The sequence below is a fragment of the Rhizobium sp. NLR16a genome (genome assembly GCF_017948245.1).
In the GTDB taxonomy this organism is placed as follows: domain Bacteria; phylum Pseudomonadota; class Alphaproteobacteria; order Rhizobiales; family Rhizobiaceae; genus Rhizobium.
Genome location: NZ_CP072865.1, coordinates 2816439 through 2836335, shown reverse-complemented (window position 1 = coordinate 2836335; position 19897 = coordinate 2816439). Strand labels below are relative to the sequence as shown.

At 62.9% G+C, this 19897-nt stretch carries 19 protein-coding genes and 4 pseudogenes; 12 read left to right on the top strand and 11 right to left on the bottom strand.

The window, feature by feature from the left end; translation table 11 throughout:
* Positions 1-57: 57 nt before the first annotated feature.
* The 3 genes from betA to betI form a co-directional block, all read right to left on the bottom strand.
* Positions 58-1710, bottom strand: a complete 1653-nt coding sequence (gene betA / locus J7U39_RS13890) for a choline dehydrogenase (RefSeq protein ID WP_210628709.1) — start codon at positions 1708-1710, stop codon at positions 58-60.
* A 213-nt stretch (positions 1711-1923) separates the two neighbouring features.
* Positions 1924-3387, bottom strand: coding sequence for a betaine-aldehyde dehydrogenase (betB, locus tag J7U39_RS13885; RefSeq protein ID WP_210628708.1), 1464 nt, complete (start codon positions 3385-3387; stop codon positions 1924-1926).
* A 1-nt stretch (position 3388) separates the two neighbouring features.
* Entirely contained in the window at positions 3389-4021 is a 633-nt protein-coding gene (gene betI / locus J7U39_RS13880) for a transcriptional regulator BetI (RefSeq protein WP_210628707.1), read from the bottom strand.
* A 139-nt stretch (positions 4022-4160) separates the two neighbouring features.
* On the opposite strand from betI, the gene J7U39_RS13875 reads away from it, so the two are divergent.
* The 5 genes from J7U39_RS13875 to J7U39_RS13855 all read left to right on the top strand — a co-directional run bounded on the left by J7U39_RS13875 (position 4161) and on the right by J7U39_RS13855 (position 9137).
* Positions 4161-4709 carry an HdeD family acid-resistance protein gene (locus J7U39_RS13875; RefSeq protein WP_210628706.1) on the top strand — a complete coding sequence of 183 codons (549 nt, stop codon included), beginning with the start codon at positions 4161-4163 and terminating at the stop codon, positions 4707-4709.
* A 194-nt stretch (positions 4710-4903) separates the two neighbouring features.
* A complete protein-coding gene (locus tag J7U39_RS13870) occupies positions 4904-5146 on the top strand; it encodes a type II toxin-antitoxin system ParD family antitoxin (RefSeq protein ID WP_210628705.1) in 243 nt (80 codons plus the stop codon).
* Positions 5147-5305: 159 nt separating this feature from the next.
* The gene (locus J7U39_RS13865; RefSeq protein ID WP_210628704.1) at positions 5306-7123 is read left to right on the top strand and encodes an EAL domain-containing protein; all 1818 of its coding nucleotides are present in this window, start codon (positions 5306-5308) and stop codon (positions 7121-7123) included.
* Between the two features lie 77 nt (positions 7124-7200).
* On the top strand, positions 7201-8196 hold the full coding sequence (locus J7U39_RS13860) for an NAD(P)H-quinone oxidoreductase (protein ID WP_210628703.1): 996 nt from the start codon (positions 7201-7203) through the stop codon (positions 8194-8196).
* 161 nt (positions 8197-8357) lie between these two features.
* The gene (locus J7U39_RS13855) at positions 8358-9137 is read left to right on the top strand and encodes a class I SAM-dependent methyltransferase (protein WP_210628702.1); all 780 of its coding nucleotides are present in this window, start codon (positions 8358-8360) and stop codon (positions 9135-9137) included.
* Positions 9138-9195: 58 nt separating this feature from the next.
* Here the strand turns inward: J7U39_RS13855 and J7U39_RS13850 are convergent.
* Positions 9196-9627 (bottom strand): annotated as a pseudogene (locus J7U39_RS13850) (MFS transporter); the annotation flags it as partial.
* 10 nt (positions 9628-9637) lie between these two features.
* On the opposite strand from J7U39_RS13850, the pseudogene J7U39_RS13845 reads away from it, so the two are divergent.
* Positions 9638-10010 (top strand): annotated as a pseudogene (locus tag J7U39_RS13845) (MarR family transcriptional regulator); the annotation flags it as partial.
* 48 nt (positions 10011-10058) lie between these two features.
* On the opposite strand, the gene J7U39_RS13840 reads toward J7U39_RS13845, so the two are convergent.
* The gene (locus J7U39_RS13840) at positions 10059-11270 is read right to left on the bottom strand and encodes an MFS transporter (protein WP_210628701.1); all 1212 of its coding nucleotides are present in this window, start codon (positions 11268-11270) and stop codon (positions 10059-10061) included.
* Positions 11271-11624: 354 nt separating this feature from the next.
* On the opposite strand from J7U39_RS13840, the gene J7U39_RS13835 reads away from it, so the two are divergent.
* Entirely contained in the window at positions 11625-12632 is a 1008-nt protein-coding gene (locus tag J7U39_RS13835; RefSeq protein ID WP_210628700.1) for an asparaginase, read from the top strand.
* 58 nt (positions 12633-12690) lie between these two features.
* Here the strand turns inward: J7U39_RS13835 and J7U39_RS13830 are convergent, their stop codons facing one another.
* Positions 12691-13446, bottom strand: coding sequence for a DeoR/GlpR family DNA-binding transcription regulator (locus J7U39_RS13830; protein WP_210628699.1), 756 nt, complete (start codon positions 13444-13446; stop codon positions 12691-12693).
* A gap of 140 nt (positions 13447-13586) precedes the next feature.
* Here J7U39_RS13830 and J7U39_RS13825 point away from each other — a divergent pair, with 140 nt between their 5' ends.
* Positions 13587-13943 (top strand): hypothetical protein, encoded by a 357-nt coding sequence (locus J7U39_RS13825; protein WP_064692660.1) that lies wholly within the window; start codon positions 13587-13589, stop codon positions 13941-13943.
* A 257-nt stretch (positions 13944-14200) separates the two neighbouring features.
* Entirely contained in the window at positions 14201-14821 is a 621-nt protein-coding gene (locus J7U39_RS13820) for a glutathione S-transferase (protein WP_210628698.1), read from the top strand.
* Between the two features lie 82 nt (positions 14822-14903).
* Here J7U39_RS13820 and J7U39_RS31795 read toward each other — a convergent pair.
* The 4 genes and pseudogenes from J7U39_RS31795 to J7U39_RS13805 all read right to left on the bottom strand — a co-directional run.
* Positions 14904-15142: pseudogene (locus tag J7U39_RS31795) on the bottom strand (type II toxin-antitoxin system Phd/YefM family antitoxin); the annotation flags it as partial.
* 64 nt (positions 15143-15206) lie between these two features.
* Positions 15207-16010, bottom strand: coding sequence for an ABC-2 family transporter protein (locus J7U39_RS13815; protein WP_210628697.1), 804 nt, complete (start codon positions 16008-16010; stop codon positions 15207-15209).
* Between the two features lie 2 nt (positions 16011-16012).
* The gene (locus tag J7U39_RS13810; RefSeq protein WP_210628696.1) at positions 16013-16813 is read right to left on the bottom strand and encodes an ABC-2 family transporter protein; all 801 of its coding nucleotides are present in this window, start codon (positions 16811-16813) and stop codon (positions 16013-16015) included.
* A complete protein-coding gene (locus J7U39_RS13805; protein WP_210628695.1) occupies positions 16810-17811 on the bottom strand; it encodes an ATP-binding cassette domain-containing protein in 1002 nt (333 codons plus the stop codon). Before J7U39_RS13805 ends, J7U39_RS13810 begins: the two co-directional genes overlap by 4 nt.
* A gap of 186 nt (positions 17812-17997) precedes the next feature.
* Here J7U39_RS13805 and J7U39_RS13800 point away from each other — a divergent pair, with 186 nt between their 5' ends.
* The gene (locus J7U39_RS13800; RefSeq protein ID WP_210628694.1) at positions 17998-18141 is read left to right on the top strand and encodes a hypothetical protein; all 144 of its coding nucleotides are present in this window, start codon (positions 17998-18000) and stop codon (positions 18139-18141) included.
* Positions 18142-18189: 48 nt separating this feature from the next.
* On the opposite strand, the gene J7U39_RS13795 is transcribed toward J7U39_RS13800, so the two are convergent.
* Positions 18190-18747: a DUF2087 domain-containing protein gene (locus J7U39_RS13795; RefSeq protein ID WP_210628693.1), complete on the bottom strand. Its 558-nt coding sequence runs from the start codon at positions 18745-18747 to the stop codon at positions 18190-18192.
* 365 nt (positions 18748-19112) lie between these two features.
* Here J7U39_RS13795 and J7U39_RS13790 point away from each other — a divergent pair, with 365 nt between their 5' ends.
* Positions 19113-19328 carry a DUF2945 domain-containing protein gene (locus tag J7U39_RS13790; RefSeq protein WP_210631670.1) on the top strand — a complete coding sequence of 72 codons (216 nt, stop codon included), beginning with the start codon at positions 19113-19115 and terminating at the stop codon, positions 19326-19328.
* Position 19329: 1 nt separating this feature from the next.
* Positions 19330-19789 (top strand): annotated as a pseudogene (locus J7U39_RS13785) (DUF2231 domain-containing protein).
* Positions 19790-19897 lie beyond the last annotated feature (108 nt).

Genomic DNA, 19897 nt, shown 5'->3' with positions numbered 1-19897 from the left:
ACCTCTTTCTTCCGAAAATTGCTACTGTGATTGCGGCCTGACAGCTTTCGCCACTCATCACCGATCGCTGACCGCCGCCCGCGGGTTGACCCAGGGCTCCTGGTTCGAGCGCGCCAGCGGCTGCTTGCCGAGGATGTGGTCGGCGGCCTTCTCGCCGGTCATGATCGAGGGGCCGTTCAGGTTGCCGTAGGTGACGTGCGGGAAGATCGAGCTGTCGGCGACGCGCAGTCCATCGACGCCGATCACCCGCGTCTGCGGATCGACCACCGCCATCGGATCGTCCTTGGCGCCCATCTTGCAGGTGCCGCAGGGGTGATAGGCGCTTTCCAGATGTTCGCGCAGGAAGGCGTCGATCTCTTCGTCGCTTTGTACGCCTTCACCCGGCTGGATCTCCGGGCCGCGATAGGCGTCGAAGGCCGCCTGCCCGAAGATCTCGCGGGTCAGTCGCACGCAGTGGCGGAATTTCTCCCAATCCTCGGGATGGCTCATATAGTTGAAGCGCAGCACCGGCTCGGCCTTGGGGTCGGGCGAGCGCAGCGTCACGTTGCCGCGCGATTTCGACAGGTTGTAGCCGACATGCACCTGGAAACCGTGGCTTTTCGCCGCCGCCTTGCCGTCATAGCTGATCGCCACCGGCAGGAAATGATATTGAATGTCCGGCTGCTTCAGCCCGGGTGCCGAGCGCAGGAAGGCGCAGGCTTCGAACTGGTTGGAAGCGCCGAGCCCGCCCTTCGACAAGAGCCATTGCGCGCCCGCCACCCCCTGCCAGAACCAGGGCAGCCAGGAATAGAGCGACACCGGCTTGGTGCTGACCTGCTGGAAATAGAATTCCATATGGTCCTGCAGGTTGGCGCCGACACCAGGGCGGTCGGCCTTCACCTCGATGCCCATTTCCTTCAGATGCTCGCCCGGGCCGATGCCGGACAGCATCAGGAGCTTCGGCGAATTGAAAGAGGAGGCCGAGACGATCACCTCGCGGTTCGCCTTCACCACCTCTGTCCTGCCGCCGCGTTCGATTTCGACGCCGGTCGCGCGCCCGTTCTCGATGACGATCCGGCGCGCCATACCGTAGACGATCCCGACATTGTCGCGCTTCAGCGCCGGTTTCAGATAGGCATTGGCGGCAGACCAGCGGCGCCCGGCAAAGATGGTCTGCTCCATCAGTCCGAAGCCTTCCTGCTTGCTGCCGTTGTAATCCTCGGTCGTCTCGAAGCCCGCCTGCTTGCCGGCCTCGACGAAGGCCCGGAACAGCGGATTGGTGAAGCCGCCGCGCTGCACATGCAGCGGCCCGTTGGTGCCGCGCCAGCCCTCTTCGCCGCCATGCGAATGTTCCATCCGCTTGAAATAGGGGAGAACGTCGGCATAGGCCCAGCCGCTAGCACCGAGCTCTTCCCAGCGGTTGAAGTCCTCGGCATGGCCGCGCACATAGACCATGCCGTTGATCGATGACGAGCCGCCGATCACCTTGCCGCGCGGCGCCGTGATGCGGCGGTTGTTGAGGTTCGGCTCCGGCTCGGAGAGATAGCCCCAATTATAGCGCTTCATGCTCATCGGCCAGGCAAGCGCTGCCGGCATCTGAATGAACGGCCCGAAATCGCTGCCGCCCGCCTCGATGACGAGGACGCTGTTCTTGCCGTCTTCGGAGAGGCGATAGGCCAGCGCCGAGCCGGCCGAGCCGGAGCCGATGATGACGAAATCTGCTTGTTGCATCTTCTTGTTTTCCTTGAGCTGCCGTGATCTGGCTGCTTCTTGTTTTCTCAGAGCCGGCCCCTCATCCGCCTGCCGGCACCTTCTCCCCGTAAACGGGGCGAAGGGGATATGCCGCACTGGCTTCCCCTATCTTCGACGTTGCTTTGGGCACGTCGCCTCTCCCCGCGTGCGGGGAGAGGGTTAGGTGAGGGGCAAGGGCGTGGACAGATGTCTTCAATAAGGCGCCGCCACCGGCCCCATGCCGACGTAAACCGTCTTCAGCTCGGAATAATGCTCCAGCGCCGCCAGCGAATTCTCGCGGCCGAAGCCCGATTGTTTCGAGCCGCCGAAGGGGATCTCGACCGGGCAGAGATTATAGGTGTTGATCCACAGCGTGCCGGCCTCCAGCCGGTCGACGACGCGGTGGGCGCGGGTGAGGTCGGCGGTGAAGACGCCGCCGGAGAGGCCGAATTCGCTGGCATTGGCGCGGCCGATCACCTCGTCCTCATCGTCGAAATCGAGCACCGACATGACAGGCCCGAAGATCTCCTCGCGGGCGATCGTCATGTCGTCGGTGACATCGGCAAAGACCGTCGGCTGCACGTAATAACCTTCGCCCGAGACATTGTTCGGAATGCCGCCGCCGGCAATCAGGCTTGCGCCTTCGGCCTTGCCCTTTTCGATATAGGCGATCACTTTCTCGCGCTGCGCCCAGGAAACCATCGGGCCGATCTGCGTCGCCTCATCCATCGGGTCGCCGATCATCATCGCCTCGGTGCGCGCCTTCAGCCGCTTCAGGAACTCCGTCTTGATCCCCTTCTGCACGAAGACGCGGGTGCCGTTCGAGCAGACCTGGCCGGTCGAATAGAAATTGCCGAGCATGGCGCCGCCGACCGCCGAGTCGAGATCGGCGTCGTCGAAAACGATGAGCGGCGACTTGCCGCCGAGTTCCATGGTCACATGCTTGAGGCTGCCGGCCGCAGCCGCTGCCACCCGGCGCCCTGTTGGCACCGATCCGGTCAGCGACACCTTGGCGACGTCGGTATGGTTGACGAGCAGCGGCCCGGTCTCGCGGTCGCCTTGGATGACGTTGAAGAGCCCCTTCGGCAGCCCCGCCTCGTGCAGGATCTCGGCGATCTTCAGGGCGCCGAGCGGCGTGTTTTCCGACGGCTTGAATACCATGGCATTGCCTGAGATCAGCGCCGGGGCCGCTTTCCAGCAGGCGATCTGCTGCGGATAGTTCCAGGCGCCGATGCCGACGCAGACGCCGAGGGGGACACGCTTGGTATAGGCAAAATCCTGGCCGAGCGGGATATGAGAGCCGTTGAGCCCGGCCGGCGCGACGCCGCCGAAGAATTCGAAGGCGTCTGCGCCCGACGTCGGGTCGGCGACGATCGTCTCCTGGATCGGCTTGCCGGTATCGAGCGTTTCCAGTTCGGAAAGCTCGCGGTTGCGCTCGCGCATGATCTCGGCGGCGCGCTTCAAGATGCGGCCACGCGCCATCGGGCTCATTGCCGCCCATTCCGGCTGGGCGCGTTTGGCCGCCGCGATAGCCTGTTCGACGATCGCAGGCGTTGCCGCATGCAGCCGGGCGATCACCTCGCCGGTGGCAGGATAAAGGCTCTCGATGACAGTGCCATCGCTATCCTCGACATATTCGCCATCGATGAAGTGCGAGGCTTTTGGCTGGGCTTTCATGTCATTTGTCCTTGGATGGTGCGAGGTAGTTTTTCCTTCCCCCGTTAAAAGGGGAGGCGCTGGCCAGAAGGGCGTTTACATAATCCTCCGTCAGCGCGATCGAGGCTTCGATGCCGATCGGCGCCGATTTCAGACTTTGCCTGATATAGAGCCCGTCGATCATCGCCGCAGCGCCCTCGGCGATGCGTTCTGCGGCGTCGGCTGGCAGCAGCGCCTTGAGATCGGCGAGCAGGTTGGAGCGCAGCCTGCGGGCATAGATCACCAGGAAGCGGCGCGTCTCCTCCGAACGCTGCGCTTCGGCGTAAAAGGCAAGCCAGGCGGCAATTGTATCGGGCGCGAACTGGTCGGCATGGAAGCTGACGCGGATGACGGCCGAAAGCCGCTCACGCGGCGTGCGCGCCTCCTTCAGCGCCGCCACCGTATCGCGGCGCAGCTGCCGGAGCAGCGAGCGGATCGTCTCGATCAGCAATTGCTCCTTGCTGCCGAAATAATGATGGGCAAGCGCCGGCGAGACGCCGGCCTGGCGGGCGATATCGGACATGGTCACGGCGAGCGAGCCGTGATCGCCGATCACCCGCAGCGCCGCATCGACAAGCGCCTTGCGGCGCACCGGCTCCATCCCGACCTTGGGCACGCCCGCTACCTCCTGAAAACGAGGCCCATCTTATTTTTGATTGACTGATCAATCAACAAAAATCTTAAGCGAATTGATTTGGCTCACATCTTTTCCGGAAGAACTGGGGCAACATATTCAAATGATCAGGAGGTGTGCTATGACCAGCGTCTTCAATGATATGCCCGAATCCTCGCTGCGATCGAAATGGGCATGGTTCCTCGGCCTCGGGGTCCTGCTTCTTATCTGCGGCCTCATCGCTCTCAGCAATCTGTTGATGGCGACCGTTGCTTCGGTCTTTTACGTCGGCATGCTCATGCTGGCCGGCGGCGTCATCTATCTCGTCCACGCTTTTCAGCTGCGCCGCTGGGATCAGGTGCTCTTCTGGGCTTTGAGCGGCGTGCTTTACGTGCTTGCCGGCATCTGCGCCTTCGTCAATCCCATTTTCACCTCGGCGGCCTTGACCCTGTTTCTTTCCATTGCGCTGCTCGTGGCCGGCCTATTCCGTCTCTGGGTCGGGATGCGCATGCGACCGCTCAAGGGTTGGCGCTGGATCGCTATCAGCGGTGTCATAACGGCGCTTGCCGGGTTTGTCATCGCGCTGGGCTGGCCGGTGAACAGCCTCTGGGTCCTTGGCCTCTTCCTGGCCGTCGACCTGATCGTCCAGGGATGGACGATGATCGCCTTCGGCCTTGGCCTGCGCAGTTGAACGGCGATGGGCCTTTTCTTTTTTGACAAGGGAATGGCGGGGGATTAGACTTTAGGGATTAGAGCCGTCCGGCATCTCCGGATGCTTCCGGTGCGAATGCACCAATGGCACCGGCGCAAGCGCCTGGAATGCCGAAAATGGTCATGCGTCCCCCAAAGGCAGGGTACTGCCTGAAGAAAAAAGGGAGGAAGTCCATGCCGATGGTCACCGTTTCCATCTCTCCGCAACAGGCAGCGGGCATCCGTGCCGCCGTCGACACGGGTGGTTACGCCTCGAGCAGTGAGGTCGTCCGCGAGGCGCTGCGCCTCTGGGATACCGCCCGCAAGCTCGGCGAAATCAAGGCAGATCTCCTCGACGACGAGAGCGTCGCCTCCGGCGGCAGATGCGTCGCCGACATGTTTGCCGATCATGAGGCGCAGCGCAGTCGCTCCGCCTGAATAAGCCAATGCTTGTAATGGGGAATTCGAATTCACGCGCAACGCGTGCCGGCGAGCCGCGTCTTTCACAAAACTTTCATATTGGCGAAAGGGTTCGTTGATCCTTCTGCGGCAGGTTCCTGACCAAGAAGAACAAGTCGCAGTGGAGATCGGCCCACAGTGAACACTGCAATATCTTTGGCTGGCGCCGTCGAGCCTGGCGTGCTGCGTCGTTATGCGAGCGATCAGATTGTAACCCTTGCCAAGCTCGTGGTCGAAAACGCCTTCCAGCCGATCGTCGAAGCCGGCACCGGTACGGTATTCGGTTACGAGTCCCTCATGCGCGGCCAGGAACGCATCGGCTACGACACGCCGGCCGATATTCTCGACGAGGCGCATCGGACCTGTCAGCTGCTGCAGCTCGAACAGATGGTCGCCAGCCGCGCGCTCGCCAAGTTCGCGACGCTGTCGAATTTCTCCACCTCGACGCTGTTCCTCAATCTTGACGTCCGGCTGATCCACGATGGCGAGCGCCTGGTGGAGAGCCTGCTGCAACATTTGCGAACGGCGAATATTCCGCCGTCCTCCATCTGTTTCGAATTCTCCGAGCGCTTCGACAATACCAGCGTGCCGGAATTCGCCGCCCTGGTTTCAAAGTTGCGGCGGGCCGGCTTCAAGCTGGCGATCGACGATTTCGGCGTCGGTCACGGCGAGATGAAACTGCTTTGCGATTATGCCGTCGACTATCTGAAGATCGACCGCCATTTCGTCGCCGAGATCGACCGCAGCGCCCGCAAGCGTCATCTGCTGAAGAGCATCGTCAACATCGCCCATGTGCTTGGCACGCGCGTCGTGGCCGAAGGCATCGAGACCGAGGCCGAATTCATCGCCTGCCGCGAATATGGCGTCGATCTCGTCCAAGGATGGTTCATTTCCCGGCCGACCACGCACATGTCGGAGCTGGCGCCGTCCTTCCCGCATCTGCAGGAACTCGGTAAGAGCAAGCGGGCGAGCCAGTCGCTCGACGAAATCCTCATCCGCAAGCAGATCGAGCTCTTGCCGACGGTCTACGAAAACGACAGCATCGACAGCGTCTTCGAGCTCTTCCGCCGCAATCCGCGCCAGGCCTTTTTTCCCGTCCTCAACGCCAATAGCGAACCGCGCGGCATCATCCACGAGCAGCACCTCAAAGAGTATATTTATCAGCCCTTTGGCCGTGACCTCCTGAAGAACAAGATGTATGAGCGCAGCATCTCGCATTTCGTCGAGATGGCGCCGATCGTTGGCCTCGACAGCGATGCCGAGCAGCTGATGGCGATCTTCGCCAATATGGAGGGCAGCAACTGCCTGATCCTGACCGACAATATGCGTTATGCCGGCGTTGTTTCCGCCGCTTCACTGATCAAGGTCATCAACGAGAAACAGCTGAAGACCGCCCAGGACCAGAACCCTCTGACCGGCCTCCCGGGCAATCGCGCCATCCGCGACTTCATGCGCCAGTCCGGCCGCGACGGCGATGAGGTCCGCCACTTCTGCTATTGCGACTTCGACAACTTCAAGCCGTTCAACGATGCCTACGGCTTCCATCTCGGCGATCATGCGATCTCGCTCTTTGCCGCGCTAATGCGCCGCTATTTCTTCGCCGAGCGCCATTTCCTCGGCCATGTCGGCGGCGATGATTTTTTCATCGGCGTCGTCGGCTGGACGAAGGAGGAGCTGACCGAGATCCTCGACCGGCTGATCAGCGATTTCCACGACGACGTGCTCGATCTTTATTCCGGCGAGCACCGCGCCGCCGGCCGCATCCTCGGCCACGACCGCACCGGCACCGAGGCCCTGTTCCCGCTGATGCGCTGCTCGATCGGCGTTCTCGAACTGCCGGAAGGCCTCGTCATCGACGATATCAACCGCGTCAGCGCCGAGATCGCCGTCATCAAGTCGGCCGCCAAGGAGAGCGATGAGGGCCTTGCCTTCCATTTCCTGGGCGAGGCGAATTGACGCCCTTGCCGCTTGCAGCCTTCCCAAGCCGGCCGGGCTGATCTATTCCGAACCTTCGGGATCAGGAGGGTAGCGCCATGTCATTGCCTCAGGAAATGCGTTTCGTTGATCTCAAGTCCTTCGGCGGACCGGATGTGATGGTGATCGGCAAGCGTCCGCTGCCGGTCGCCGGTGAAGGCGAGGTCCTCGTGCGCGCAGAGGCGATCGGCGTCAACCGTCCCGATATTGCCCAGCGTCAGGGCAGCTATCCCCCGCCCAAGGATGCGAGCCCGATTCTCGGGCTGGAACTCTCCGGTGAAATCGTCGAGGTCGGGCCTGGCGTCAGCGGCTATGCCGTCGGCGACAAGGTCTGCGGCCTCGCCAATGGCGGCGCCTATGCCGAATATTGCCTGCTGCCATCAGGCCAGATCCTGCCTTTTCCCAAGGGATACGACGCTGTGAAAGCCGCGGCGCTTCCCGAAACCTTCTTCACCGTCTGGGCCAATCTCTTCCAGATGGCCGGACTGACGGAAGGCGAGAGCGTGCTGATCCATGGCGGCACGAGCGGTATCGGCACAACCGCGATCCAGCTCGCCCGCGCCTTCGGCGCCGAGGTCTATGCCACGGCCGGCTCGATGGAAAAATGCGAGGCCTGCGAAAAGCTCGGCGCCAAACGAGGGATCAATTATAGGAGCGAGGATTTCGCCGCGGTGATCAAGGCCGAAACCGGCGAGGGCGTCGATATCATCCTCGATATGATCGGTGCCGCCTATTTCGATCGCAACATCGCCTCGCTTGCTAAGGACGGCTGCCTGTCGATCATCGCCTTCCTCGGCGGGGCCGTCGCCGAAAAGGTCAATCTCTCTCCGATCATGGTCAAGCGCCTGACGGTCACCGGCTCCACCATGCGCCCGCGCACGGCCGAGGAGAAACGTGCCATCCGCGATGATCTACTCTCCGAGGTCTGGCCGCTGCTTGAGGCCGGCACGGTCGCCCCGGTCATCCACAAGGTCTTCGCCTTTGAGGACGTCGTCGAGGCGCACCGGCTGCTGGAGGGCGGCAGCCATGTCGGCAAGGTCATGCTCACCGTTTGAGGTCAGCTTCGGACCAGCATTCGTGCGCAAGGTGAAGTTGATCCTGGCTGTCTGTGAGTCTCCGGGGTCGTTGAACAGTCGTCTGATCGAAACTTGGCCCCGAAACTGCGCATCCCGATGTGGCGTTGCTTGCGCGTTGTAAGGTCCCTACGAGGAATACAATGGCTCTATTCCACGCCTGCCCCATCTGCCGCAGCAGAATTCCGCATTTCGTACCGCTTCCGCGCTACTACATCGACAAGGCGGTCGAACATGGCTTTCCCTATCGCATCGATGAATTCGAGACGATCAACCATCAGGCCTATAGCTGCCCCAATTGTCATTCGACCGATCGCGACAGGCTTTACGCGCTGTTCCTGACGCCGGTGTTCCAGCGGCTCGACCAGGCAAAGGCCGTGCGCTTCCTGGACATTGCGCCGGGCCGGGCCTTGAGCTTCTGGCTCAAAAGCCACCCGCACGTCTTCTACCGCAGCTGCGACATGCATATGCCGGAGGCAGACGACAAGGCTGATATCCATAACCTGCCCTATGCCGATGAGAGCTTCGACTTCGTGCTTTGCTCTCATGTGCTCGAACATGTCGACGATCCGGTGCGTGCCACCGCGGAAATCCGGCGTGTTCTCAAGCAGGACAGCGTCGCCATCCTGATGGCGCCCATCTGCCTGTCGATCGAAGACACCTATGAAAATCCCGAGGTGACGACGCCGGAAGGCCGCTGGGCGCATTTCGGCCAGGATGACCATGTGCGCATCTTCTCGAGGTCCGGCTTCATCGACGTGATCCGGCGCGCCGGTTTGGCGGTCCAGCAGATTCCGGTCACCGATTTCCTGACGCCCGACGTTTGCGATACCTATGGCATCGGCCGCGGCTCCGTCCTCTATCTCGGCGTGAAGCAGGAGGTTGTCCAGCAGGAGCCGGAACCGGAGCGCAACGTCGCCTGAGAGCACGGAAATCATTCAGTCGTGAAAAGGCGCCCCGAAACCGAGGCGCCTTTTCAATTCACCTGTCTCTCAGGGTTATCGCCGTCGCAATCGCGATGATGCCCGGCAGCGCCATCAGCAGATAAAGCCAATGCGCCGCCAACAGTGCTCCTGGCACACCGCCCGGTTCGACGAGGCCGGCGCCATTGGCGATGAGCCCGGCAAAGGCGGCACCGAATGCCCCGCCGAGCGAGCTCATCGTCGGGATTGCCGCCGAGGCCTTGTCCTGTTCGTTGCTGGCGACGAGCTTCAGCACCACGGCGACGAGATGCGCCCAGCCGAGACCGAGGCCGAAGCCCATCATGAACATGGCGGCCGCCGCCGGCATGATGAGCGGCAAATCCCCCTGCGGATTGTCCTTGGCGAGAAACAGGGCCAGCGAACCGGTCGCCGCCGTCTCGATCAGCGCGCCGGCGACGATCGCCAGATAGGCTTGTCGGCCGCTGAACGAGCTGCCGAGGGCCGTTCTCCTCGGCACCCTCGTCGACCAGCTTGGGGCGGGAGCGCTCGACGCCGTCATCTCCGCCCGCGAAACCGAGACGCTGCAGCGCTATCGCCACGAGCTCGAACGCCGGCGAGCTTGCCGCTCGTGCCGAGGGCCTGGCTGCGATCCGCACCCGTGAGGGTTACATGGCCGACAGTTGGCGGGAGGCGGACGGCTCCTTCATGCTGGTTGAAAATCACTGTCCGATCTGCGCGGCGGTCACCGCCTGCGCGGGCTTCTGCCGCTCCGAACTCGAAACCCTCCGCGCCGCCCTCGGCACCGACGTCGAGCGCGGCGAAGATAGCCTTGCCGGCGCCCGCCGCTGCGCCCACCGCATCATGGCGCGTTAGATTGAGGCGCGGCGATTGAACCGGTCGTGTGCCCTGCGCCGCCTGCAATCAGGCCGGCTGCCGCGCCTGCCGCCTGCTGCTTTCCAGATGGAGCAACGCCCCAATCGCCGCCAGACCCGCGCCGGCGCCGACGAAGGCGGTGCCGGAATAATCGGTGAGCGATGTTCCGAAGGCGAAGAGCCCGGCGGCGATGCCGGTGCCGATGAAGGTGTTGAGCGAGAGCAGCGAGGTTCCGAGCCCCGGCCGGTCGGCGATCAGGTCCTGCAGATAGGTGATCGGCACGCTGAGGATTGCCGCCGCGCCGCAGGCGTTGACGAGCAGCAGCGCATAGATGTGCCATGGTGCGGAAGCAAATCCGAGCAGCAGCAGATACGCGCAATAGATCAGCGCGCCGAGGGCGAGCACATGCGCGGTGCGGAAGCGCCGCTGCGTCATGCCCCACATCATCATGAACGGCATTTCGAGAAGCGCCGTCAGCCCGGCGATGAAACCGACGTCGGCGACGTTTCCGCCCGCCGCACGGGTGATGATCAGCGGCAGAAGCATGCCGTTCAGCCGCTGCAGCGCGAACAGCAGCGCCATGATGAAGACGCGGATCAGCACGTTGGGCATGAAGATTCGCTTCAGCGAAGCGAGGAAACCGACCGGATCCGGGGGAGGGCCGGCGCTGCCGTTGCCGGGGGCGAAGAAGAAATACAGGCAGAAGCAGGTGCAGCTGGCGAGCGCCGCGATGCCATAGGCCGGCGTCATCGATGGCGAGTTGACGAGATAAAGGCCGATCAGCCCCGGCGCCAGCGCCCAGGAGCCGGAAAACAGCGCCCGCACCGTTGCCGTCACCGCAGCGCCCTCGCCACGCTCCATCTGGTTGGTCCTGGCGCGCAGGCTGGCGAAGAGCAATGAATAGGTGGAGCCGCTCATCGGCACCAGCAGCAGCGTCGAAAAGATGAAGATTGCCGGGCTGTGGATGATCGCGATCGATCCGAAGCCGAGCATGCCGGCCACCGAAAGCGAGAGCACCAGCGGCCGGCGTTCCTTCAGCCTGTCCGACCAGATGCCGAGCGTCAGACTCGTCGCCACGTTGACGATCGCCGAAAAGAACACCAGCGCCGAATAGGCGCCGTTGCTCAAGCCGAGTTCGTTGATCCCGATGATCGACTGGTAAGGCGCGGTCGAAGCATAGGTAAAGGCAAGCGCGACGAGCGTCACCGCGGGAATGCGGATCCTGTTGTCGCGCAGGATGAGGGAGAAACTGGATGACATGGGGGCGGTTCCTGACGCACCACTCTTAGCTGCATCCCACACATCAGGAAAACGATAGTTTTCGATCGCATGCGTCAGTTTCTGTGATGAGTATTGCGATGAGGCGATCGCCGTCCGACGGAGTTGCTTGGTCGAGCCCCGGGGCTGGATTCCAGGCTCAAGGCCTGGAATGACGGAGGGTAGGGGCTCGACCGGCAGAAGGCGCGACTGTCCCGACGGAGAATTGGCGCAGCCACTTGCTACTCCGCCGTACGTCACGTACTTGCCGCGCGAAACAGGCCACCCAAACCCCGTTGGCTTTCGCGCCCTGACGCGTTATGCCTGCCCATCCCGCCAGCATCCGGATGAGAGCCCATGACCAATCCTGTCACCATTGAAGTCACCCGTGGCCTGCTCGTGGAAAGTCGTCATCGCGGCGCGGTGGCGGTCGTCGATGGCGACGGCAGGCTTGTCTTTTCGCTGGGCGACATCGACGCCGCGGTTTTCCCGCGCTCGGCCTGCAAGGCGATGCAGGCGCTGCCGCTGGTGGAGAGCGGTGCGGCCGATGCCTATGGCTTCGGCGACAAGGAGCTGGCGCTCGCCTGCGCCTCCCATAATGGCGAGGACGAACATGTGGCGCTTGCCGCCTCGATGCTGTCGCGTGCCGGCCGGAATGTCGAAGCGCTGGAATGCGGCGCCCACTGGTCGATGAACCAGAAAGTCCTGATCCATCAGGCCCGCACGCTCGACGCACCGACGGCGCTGCACAACAATTGTTCCGGAAAACATGCCGGCTTCATCTGCGCCTGCTGCCACCGGGATATCGACCCGAAGGGTTATGTCGGCTACGAGCACCCGCTGCAGGTCGAGATCCGGGCCGCGATGGCAAGCCTGACCGGCGCCGTGCTCGGCGCCGAGAGCTGCGGCACCGACGGCTGCTCCATTCCGACCTATGCCGTGCCTTTGCGCAGCCTGGCGCAAGGCTTTGCCAGGATGGCGACCGGCACCGGGCTGGAGCCGGTGCGCGCCAAAGCATCCCGCCGCCTGATCGAGGCTTGCATGGCCGAGCCCTTCTATGTCGCCGGCTCCGGCCGCGCCTGCACGAAACTGATGCAGATCGCCCCCGGACGCATCTTCGTCAAGACAGGCGCCGAGGGTGTCTTCTGCGCTGCGATCCCGGAAAAGGGCATCGCCATGGCGCTGAAATGTGAGGATGGCGCCACCCGCGCCGCCGAAGCCATGGTGGCGGCCGCGCTCGCCCGCTTCTTCGAGACGGAAGAGACGGTGCATGCCGCTCTGATGGCCTTTGCCGCAGCCGCGATGCGCAACTGGAACGGCATCCATGTCGGGGATATCAGAGCGACCTCCGTCTTCTCGGCATGATGCCGAAATCGGTTCGCGGATTTCGCACGACATCCTGCCCTGACTTTTTAGCGAATGATTAGGCTGCAGTGATTGTACCGTTGAGATCGCGATAAGGCTTCAGCCGCTCGGCCGTCATCTCCGTCGGTACGATCAGTCCTGCCACCTCGGCAATGCCGAGCACTGGGCAGGGCGAGACGAGGTCGAACTTCTCCTCCGTCAGCAGCACATGCGTTTCGGCCGAGCAGCGAGCGATGTGCCGCTTGATCGCCGCTTCCTCGAAATCGCCGGTGGAAAGCCCGTGCACGGGGTGGGCGGCGGTGACGCCGAGGAAGAACAGATCGGGGCGAAGCTGCGAAATCGCCGCCATCGCCGCAGCGCCCGTTGCCACCATCGAATGTTTGTAGAGCCGCCCGCCGGCCAGGATCACCTCCGCCGTCGGATGGTGCTCCAGCTCGGCGGCGATCGTCGGACTGTGAGTGGCAACTGTCAGCGCCATATCGCGCGGCAAATGCCGGGCAATCTCGGCGGTCGTCGTGCCGCCGTCGAGGAAGACCATCTGCCCCGGCTTGACCATCGCAGCCGCCTTAGCCCCGAGCCGCGCCTTGTTCTCGGACGAGACGCTGGCCCGCGCGGTAAAATCGGGCAGATCGGGCGCAAGCGGCATCGCGCCGCCATGCACGCGTTTCAAGAGCCCCTCCGCCGCCATTTCCCGCAGGTCACGCCGGATCGTGTCTTCTGAAAGCGAAAAATCCTCGGCGACACGCTTGGCGATCACCTGGCCGTCGCGGCGCAAGATGTCGAGGATCAGGGTCTTGCGCTGCGTCGTCAGCATTGTCTCTCCGCACGAAAATTCACGAGATGGCATGATATTGCATGAAATGACTCGACATTCAAGAAATATCGTGCATTTTCAGGAAATCCCGTGCATGAGGCCGGGAGTGCTCGCGCAGAAGCGGAGCGATGGAGTTGATCATGTTGATTTTGATTGCGGGGCCTTATCGGTCCGGAACGGGCGACGACCCGGAGAAGATGGCCGCCAACCTCAAGCGGCTTGAGGAACCATCTTATGCCTTGTTCAAGGCCGGCCATGTGCCGATGATCGGCGAATGGGTGGCGCTGCCGATCTGGCACGCCGCCGGCGGCAGATCGGTCGGCGACGCCCTCTACGAGGAAATCTTCCATCCGGTCGCCGGCCGGTTGCTGCAGCTCTGCGAGGGCGTGCTGCGCCTGCCGGGCGATTCCAAAGGCGCCGACAACGACGTGCGCATCGCCAGGGAACGCGGCATCCCGGTCTGGCACCGGCTGGAGGATGTACCGGGCTGCGGGTGAGAGCGGGGGTGTTGCCTCTCACCCTGACCTTCTCCCCGTTTTGACGGGGAGAAGGGACGTGCCAAACGCAACCTCGAGATAGAGGAAGCGGGTGCCCCACACCCCTTCTCCCCGTCAGAACGGGGAGAAGGGGTGGCGGCAGCCGGATGAGGGGCGGCAGCAAGGCACGCCGGCAATCGCCCGCAAACCATCGATCTCCCCGGTTCCGGCGCACCAATCCCCGCGCTATAAGACGTGCCGAAAGGGAGTGGACAACCATGCTGACATTATATTACGCGTCCGGAACCTGCGCGCTCGCAAGCCTTATTGCCCTGGAAGAATCCGACCTTGCCTTCGAGACTAAGAAGCTCAGTTTCCGCGATGGCGAGCAGCGTTCGCCGGACTATCTGAAGATCAATCCGAAGGGACGGGTGCCGGCGCTCGTCACCGATCGCGGCGTGCTGACGGAAACGCCGGCGATCCTCGGCTTCATCGCGGAAAGCGCCCCGGCCGCCAAACTCGCGCCGCTCGGCGATGTCTTCGAAATGGCGCGGCTGCAATCCTTCAACAACTATCTCTGCTCGACCGTGCATGTGAACCACGCCCATCGCCCGCGCGGCTCGCGCTGGGCCGACGATCCGGCGGCACTCGAGGCGATGAAGGCCAAGGTGCCGCAGAATATGGCCGATTGTTTCGGGCTGATCGAAGAGACGATGTTCAAAGGCCCGTGGGTGATGGGCGAGACCTATTCGCTGGCCGATCCCTACCTCTTCGTCATGACCGATTGGCTGCCGGCCGACGGCGTCGATCCCGCCCGCTTTGCAAAGGCAAGCGACCATCACGCTCGCATGCTGCAGCGCCCCGCCGTCCAGCGGGCGCTAGCCTTCGACCGGGGCTGAGGGGCCGGCATATAGAGCTCGTCCAGTTGCGCAGGTTCGGTCCTTGCCGTCCCGGTCGGCCAAAGACATCAGGAGATCGGCGTCGGCTTGGATTCTTGGCCCTCGCTTCGGCCGCATCGGTAAGGTTGTTGTCCCAGACGGGGCCGCCGAGCAGATCGTCGATGAGTGTCGGGTGAGCCGGCGCGCAGGGTGTCGTAATCGTGGGCCGACAGCACGACGGCCACGCGTTCGCCGCCCAGTGTGACGAATTGCGGCCCGTCGTCGCGCCTTGCGCACCACTTCCGATAGTCGGTTTCTCGCGTCCGGCAATCGCCATTCCATCATCCGCCCCCCCAGTTGTGCGAGTATTCATGCTACGTCGGTCGGGGCGCCATCTCCAGCCCGATTACCCGCCAGCCCCTTGGTATCTGCGGGTGGCGTAGCGCCAGTGGGCGATGGCGAGCAGCACCCAGATGGGGCCGGCGGCGAGCGCCACCGGCCCGGCCCAGTCGCCGAGGATCGGGATTGGTTTGCCGAGCAGCGCGCCGACGGGAACCGAGCTGGTCAGCGCCAGCGGAACGGCGGTGATGAGGATGATCTGGATGCTGCCGGGGAAGATGTTGAGCGGGTAGCGCGTCAGCTCCCAGAAACCGAAGAAGATCGAGAACAGGTGGTTCGACCGCACCCACATCAGCGCCGTCGCGCCGATCATGGTGATCATCGCAGCGGTGAGCAGTGTCGCGCTGACGATCGCGACCAGCAGGAACGCCACGGACGGGGCCGTCCAGATGAAGTCGACCGACAGGACGGCCCAGCAGAGCAGCGGCACCGCCAGGATGATGTGGCCGGCATAGCCGACATTGAGGCCGGAGAAGACGAGATAGGCCCAAGGGCTGAACGGCTTGACCAGGAGTGTGTCGTAGGTGCCGAGCCGCACCAGCTCCTCGAGGTCGCGCAATTGCACGAAGCTCATTGCCGCACCGAGAGAGTAGGCGAGCAGCTGGAAGCTGAAGAGCAGCGCCAGCTCCGGCCAGGTCCAGCCGCCGAGCGTCTGGAAGCGGGCCAGCAGGATGCCGATGGTGGCGAAGACGCTGCCATAGGAGAGGATCTGCGCAAGCCGGTCGAGCCAGAAGGCGCCGCGATATTCCATTTGGGAGCGCACATGCATGCGCACCAGCAGCGGAATGACGCGCAGGTGATGGATGAGCACGATCAGCCTCCCTGCACGGTGATGCGGCGCGAGGCCAGGCGCCACAGCCAGAGCACGCCCAAAAGGAACAGACCGGCCCAGCCGAGGCCGAGGCCGAGATGCAGCAAGGTGTCGGCCACTGAGAGCCTGCCGAGATAGACGGCATTGGGATAATAGACGACCCAGGCGAAGGGCAAGTGGCGGGCGATCGTCGCCAAGGGCTCGGGGAAGAACCAGAAGGGCACCAGCAGGCCGGAGAAGAGATGCAGCAAGGCGCCGAGGATCCAGTCCAGCGAGAAGCTCGTCATCAGCCAGAAGGCGATCAGGCCGAAAAGCGCCGACATCAGGAAGATCAGCGCGAAGGACAGCGCCCAGAAAGCGATAAACATCAGAGCGTGAAACAGGCTTGCCGGCGCAAGCATGCCGTAGAACAGGGCGGTGAAGGCGACGGTCGGGATTACCTGCGTCGCCAGCCGATAGGAAAAGCTGCCGCATTCATTGGCGAAGAGATAGAGCGGGTAAGAGAGCGGCTTCAGCAGCCAGACGGCAATATCGCCTGTCTTGAGAGAGCGGCCGATCTCGCCGATGACCCTTTCCGGGCGGGTGGCGCCCATGACAGCGCCGCCGAGCAGGGCGTAGGTCACCATCTGCTGCAGCGAAACGCCGTCGACGACGGTCGCGCCGACGCCGGCATAGACGGCGAGCCAGATGGCGACGCGAGCGACGACCTGTACAAGCTTGCCGAAGATGTTGGCCCAGACCTCGTTGCGGTAGGCGAGCTGCGCGTGAAAGGAGCTGCGGGTGAAGGCGAGATAGGCGCTCATGAGGCCCTGGCCCTGGCGTTGCGACCCTGGTAGAAGGTGCGGATGACTTCTTCGATGTCAGGCTCGTGCAGCGCCACATCCTTGAGATCGCGGTCGCTGCCGACCTCCGAAAGAATTTTGACCAGCGACACGTCTTCGCGCTCGATCAGATATTCCTTACGCAGGCCCTCGTCGTTGACGAGCGATGCCGTGCTGAGCCGCAAGGGGCCGGGGTCGCTGGCAAATTCCAGCGTCAGCCGCCGGGCCGAGCCGAGGGCGGCGCGCAGGCTGCGCAATTCGCCATCGAAGATCAGCCTGGAGTGATCGACCATGATCAGCCGCGGGCAGATCGTCTCGATGTCCTGCAGGTCATGGGTGGTGAGAATGATGGTGACGCCGCGTTCGCGGTTGATCTCGGCGAGGAACCGACGCACGGCATCCTTGGCGACCACGTCGAGCCCGATCGTCGGTTCGTCGAGGAAGAGGATCTTCGGATCGTGCAGCAGCGACATGACGATCTCGGCGCGCATGCGCTGGCCGAGGCTGAGCTGGCGCACCGCCCGGTCGAGGAAGGGCGAGAGATCGAGCAGCTCGCTGAAGTGACGCAGATTGTCCGCATAGCGGGAAGCCCGGATACCATAGATGCGCTGGTGCAGGGTAAAACTGTCGATCAGCGGCAGGTCCCACCACAGCTGGCTGCGCTGTCCGAAGACGACGCCGATCTCGCGCGCATTGTCCATGCGGGAGAGATGCGGCGTGCGGCTGAGCACCGAAAGCGTGCCCTCGCTCGGCACCAGAATGCCGGTCATCATCTTGATCATCGTCGATTTGCCGGCGCCGTTCGGGCCGAGATAGCCGACGGCCTCGCCGGCCGTAATATCGAAGCCGATATCGGAAACGGCCTGAACCTCGGTATATTCGCTCGTCACCAGCGTCTTGAAGGCGCCGAGCAGGCCCGGAAATCTCTTGTGCTGCCGGAAGCGCTTGCTGACGCCCCGTGCTTCGATCAAAGCCGGCATGTCTATTCCCTCGGATGTGATGCGAGCCGACTCGGGCGGCGATGGGGCTTGCGACACAGGCTAGCGCGAAGTGAGATTCGTGCAAAGACAAGTTGAGTTTCGACCGATCGCTTCGGCCTTGTGTCGCCACCACCTTTGACCGATCCCCGCCTGCGCTACATTGAAGGCATGGAAATAATCTGCGCCTTGCTCATCGTCGCTGCAGCCATCGCGATCATCGTCCTTGCCGGCCGATGGAACACCTCGGATGCCGATCACTATATGGGCTTCGGCAATCTTCGTTCGCGCCGCAGGCGGCAGCCCGGCGACGATGACACGAAAGAGGAATGAGGCGCCGTTTCGAAGGCCGTCTTCGGTCGGGCGCCTCCGCAACGGCGGTCAGTGTGCCTGGCGCTGCGAACACTGACGCAGGATCGTCGCCGCATTGTTCGGCATCGGCCGTTCGACGCGCCGGTAGACGCTGCCGTCGCGCGTCCGGCGCATCAGGCCGAGGTCACAAAGTTCCCGACGCAGCAAAGCGTGATCTCCAAACAGGTGCCTGTCGCGAAGAAGAGCATTGACTTCTTTTTCGGACATATCCCTCGCTGAGGGAATATACGACCAGAGAATCCAAAGCGCCGTGATCTGATCCATGCGCCGCGAGGGCCAGCGTATCAGGCGAAGCTCTTGGTCGAACCTGCGTTGAACACGGTCGATATGCTTTCGGTCGACCGCGGGGTCGGCGACAGGCGCCGCTGTCGGGGGGAGGGCCTCGCTGTCAACGAGATCAGTTTGCGCCCGCAGGCTCTGGAAATTGCCGTAACCGGCAGCCCGTGCCAGCATGTTCAAGAACTGGAGGTGAGAGGGAAGCCCCTCATGGGCGGAGAGCTGCAGGCGAAGCGACTTGGCAAATGCGGAGGCATCGCTCACCTGGAGCGGGATGAGTTTTCTGGACATGACCTATCCTTTGGTCGTGCCGTTCCGGATGGATTATCGGTGATCGCCCTTCCGACATGGCACGGGATCGGTGTCCATATCTCAGTCATTGTCAGGTTTAGCGTGTTCCGGAGAACGGCGATGCCTGGGTGAACTGCAGACCCGATGCAGGAATTATCACCGCGCCCTCGATATTTCAACGGTCTTCACGCTCGGTGGCTCCGGCCGGGCGATAGCCTTTTGCGGGGCGGGGTCCATTCGCACGGGCCAAGCACGCAGGTCTCTTCTCCACAGCTACGGGTTTCAGCTTGTCGGCCATGACCGGAACAAAGCATGCGGTCTGGATGTTTGACGCATGCTCTGCGGCATCTGACGAGTTGTGCGACATGGCCAAATCTGCTCGGGGAGATCACGTCACCTGGAATTCGGAGGCCGGGCAGGTCTCCGGCCACATCATTGCGATCCACACCCGGGATTTTGACTACAAAGGTCATCGCCGCCGCGCCACCGAGGCCTCACCCCAATACGAGATCAAGAGCGACAAGAGCGACCATATCGCTGCCTATAGGGAAGATGCATTGCGGAAGGTCAAAGGAGGATAGGATGAACCCGAAAAGCACGTTGAGCATTGCCGGTCATCCGATCCACCCGATGTTGATCCCGTCCCGTCGCCGCCTTCGTCGGCACGCTTGTTGTCGACATCGTCTACGCCAGATCGGGCGATCCGGCCTGGGCAGTTGCGACCAACTGGATGCTCGGCGCCGGCCTTGTCATGGCGGCGTTGGCGGCAGTTGCCGGCTTGATCGACTCTTTCGGCGACAGCCGCATTCGCGACCTGCGCGACGCCTGGTTTCACATGATCGGAAACGTCATTCTCGTCCTGATCGAGGCCTTCAACCTCGGGCGGCGGCTGGCCGAAGGCGGGGACTTCATCGTCCCGACCGGATTGGTGCTGTCTTTGATCGCTACCGCCCTTCTTCTGTTCAACGGCTGGAAAGGCTGGGAAATGGTCTATCGCCACCGCGTCGGCGTCAGCGAGGATCCGGCCAATCCGACGAGATAATGAACGGCATCCCATCCAACGCCAGCATGTCCGCCCCATCCTTCGAGGCCCCCGCAGGGGCACCTCAGAGACTCTCTTGACTACCGGCGCTTGCTGCTCTGAAAATCA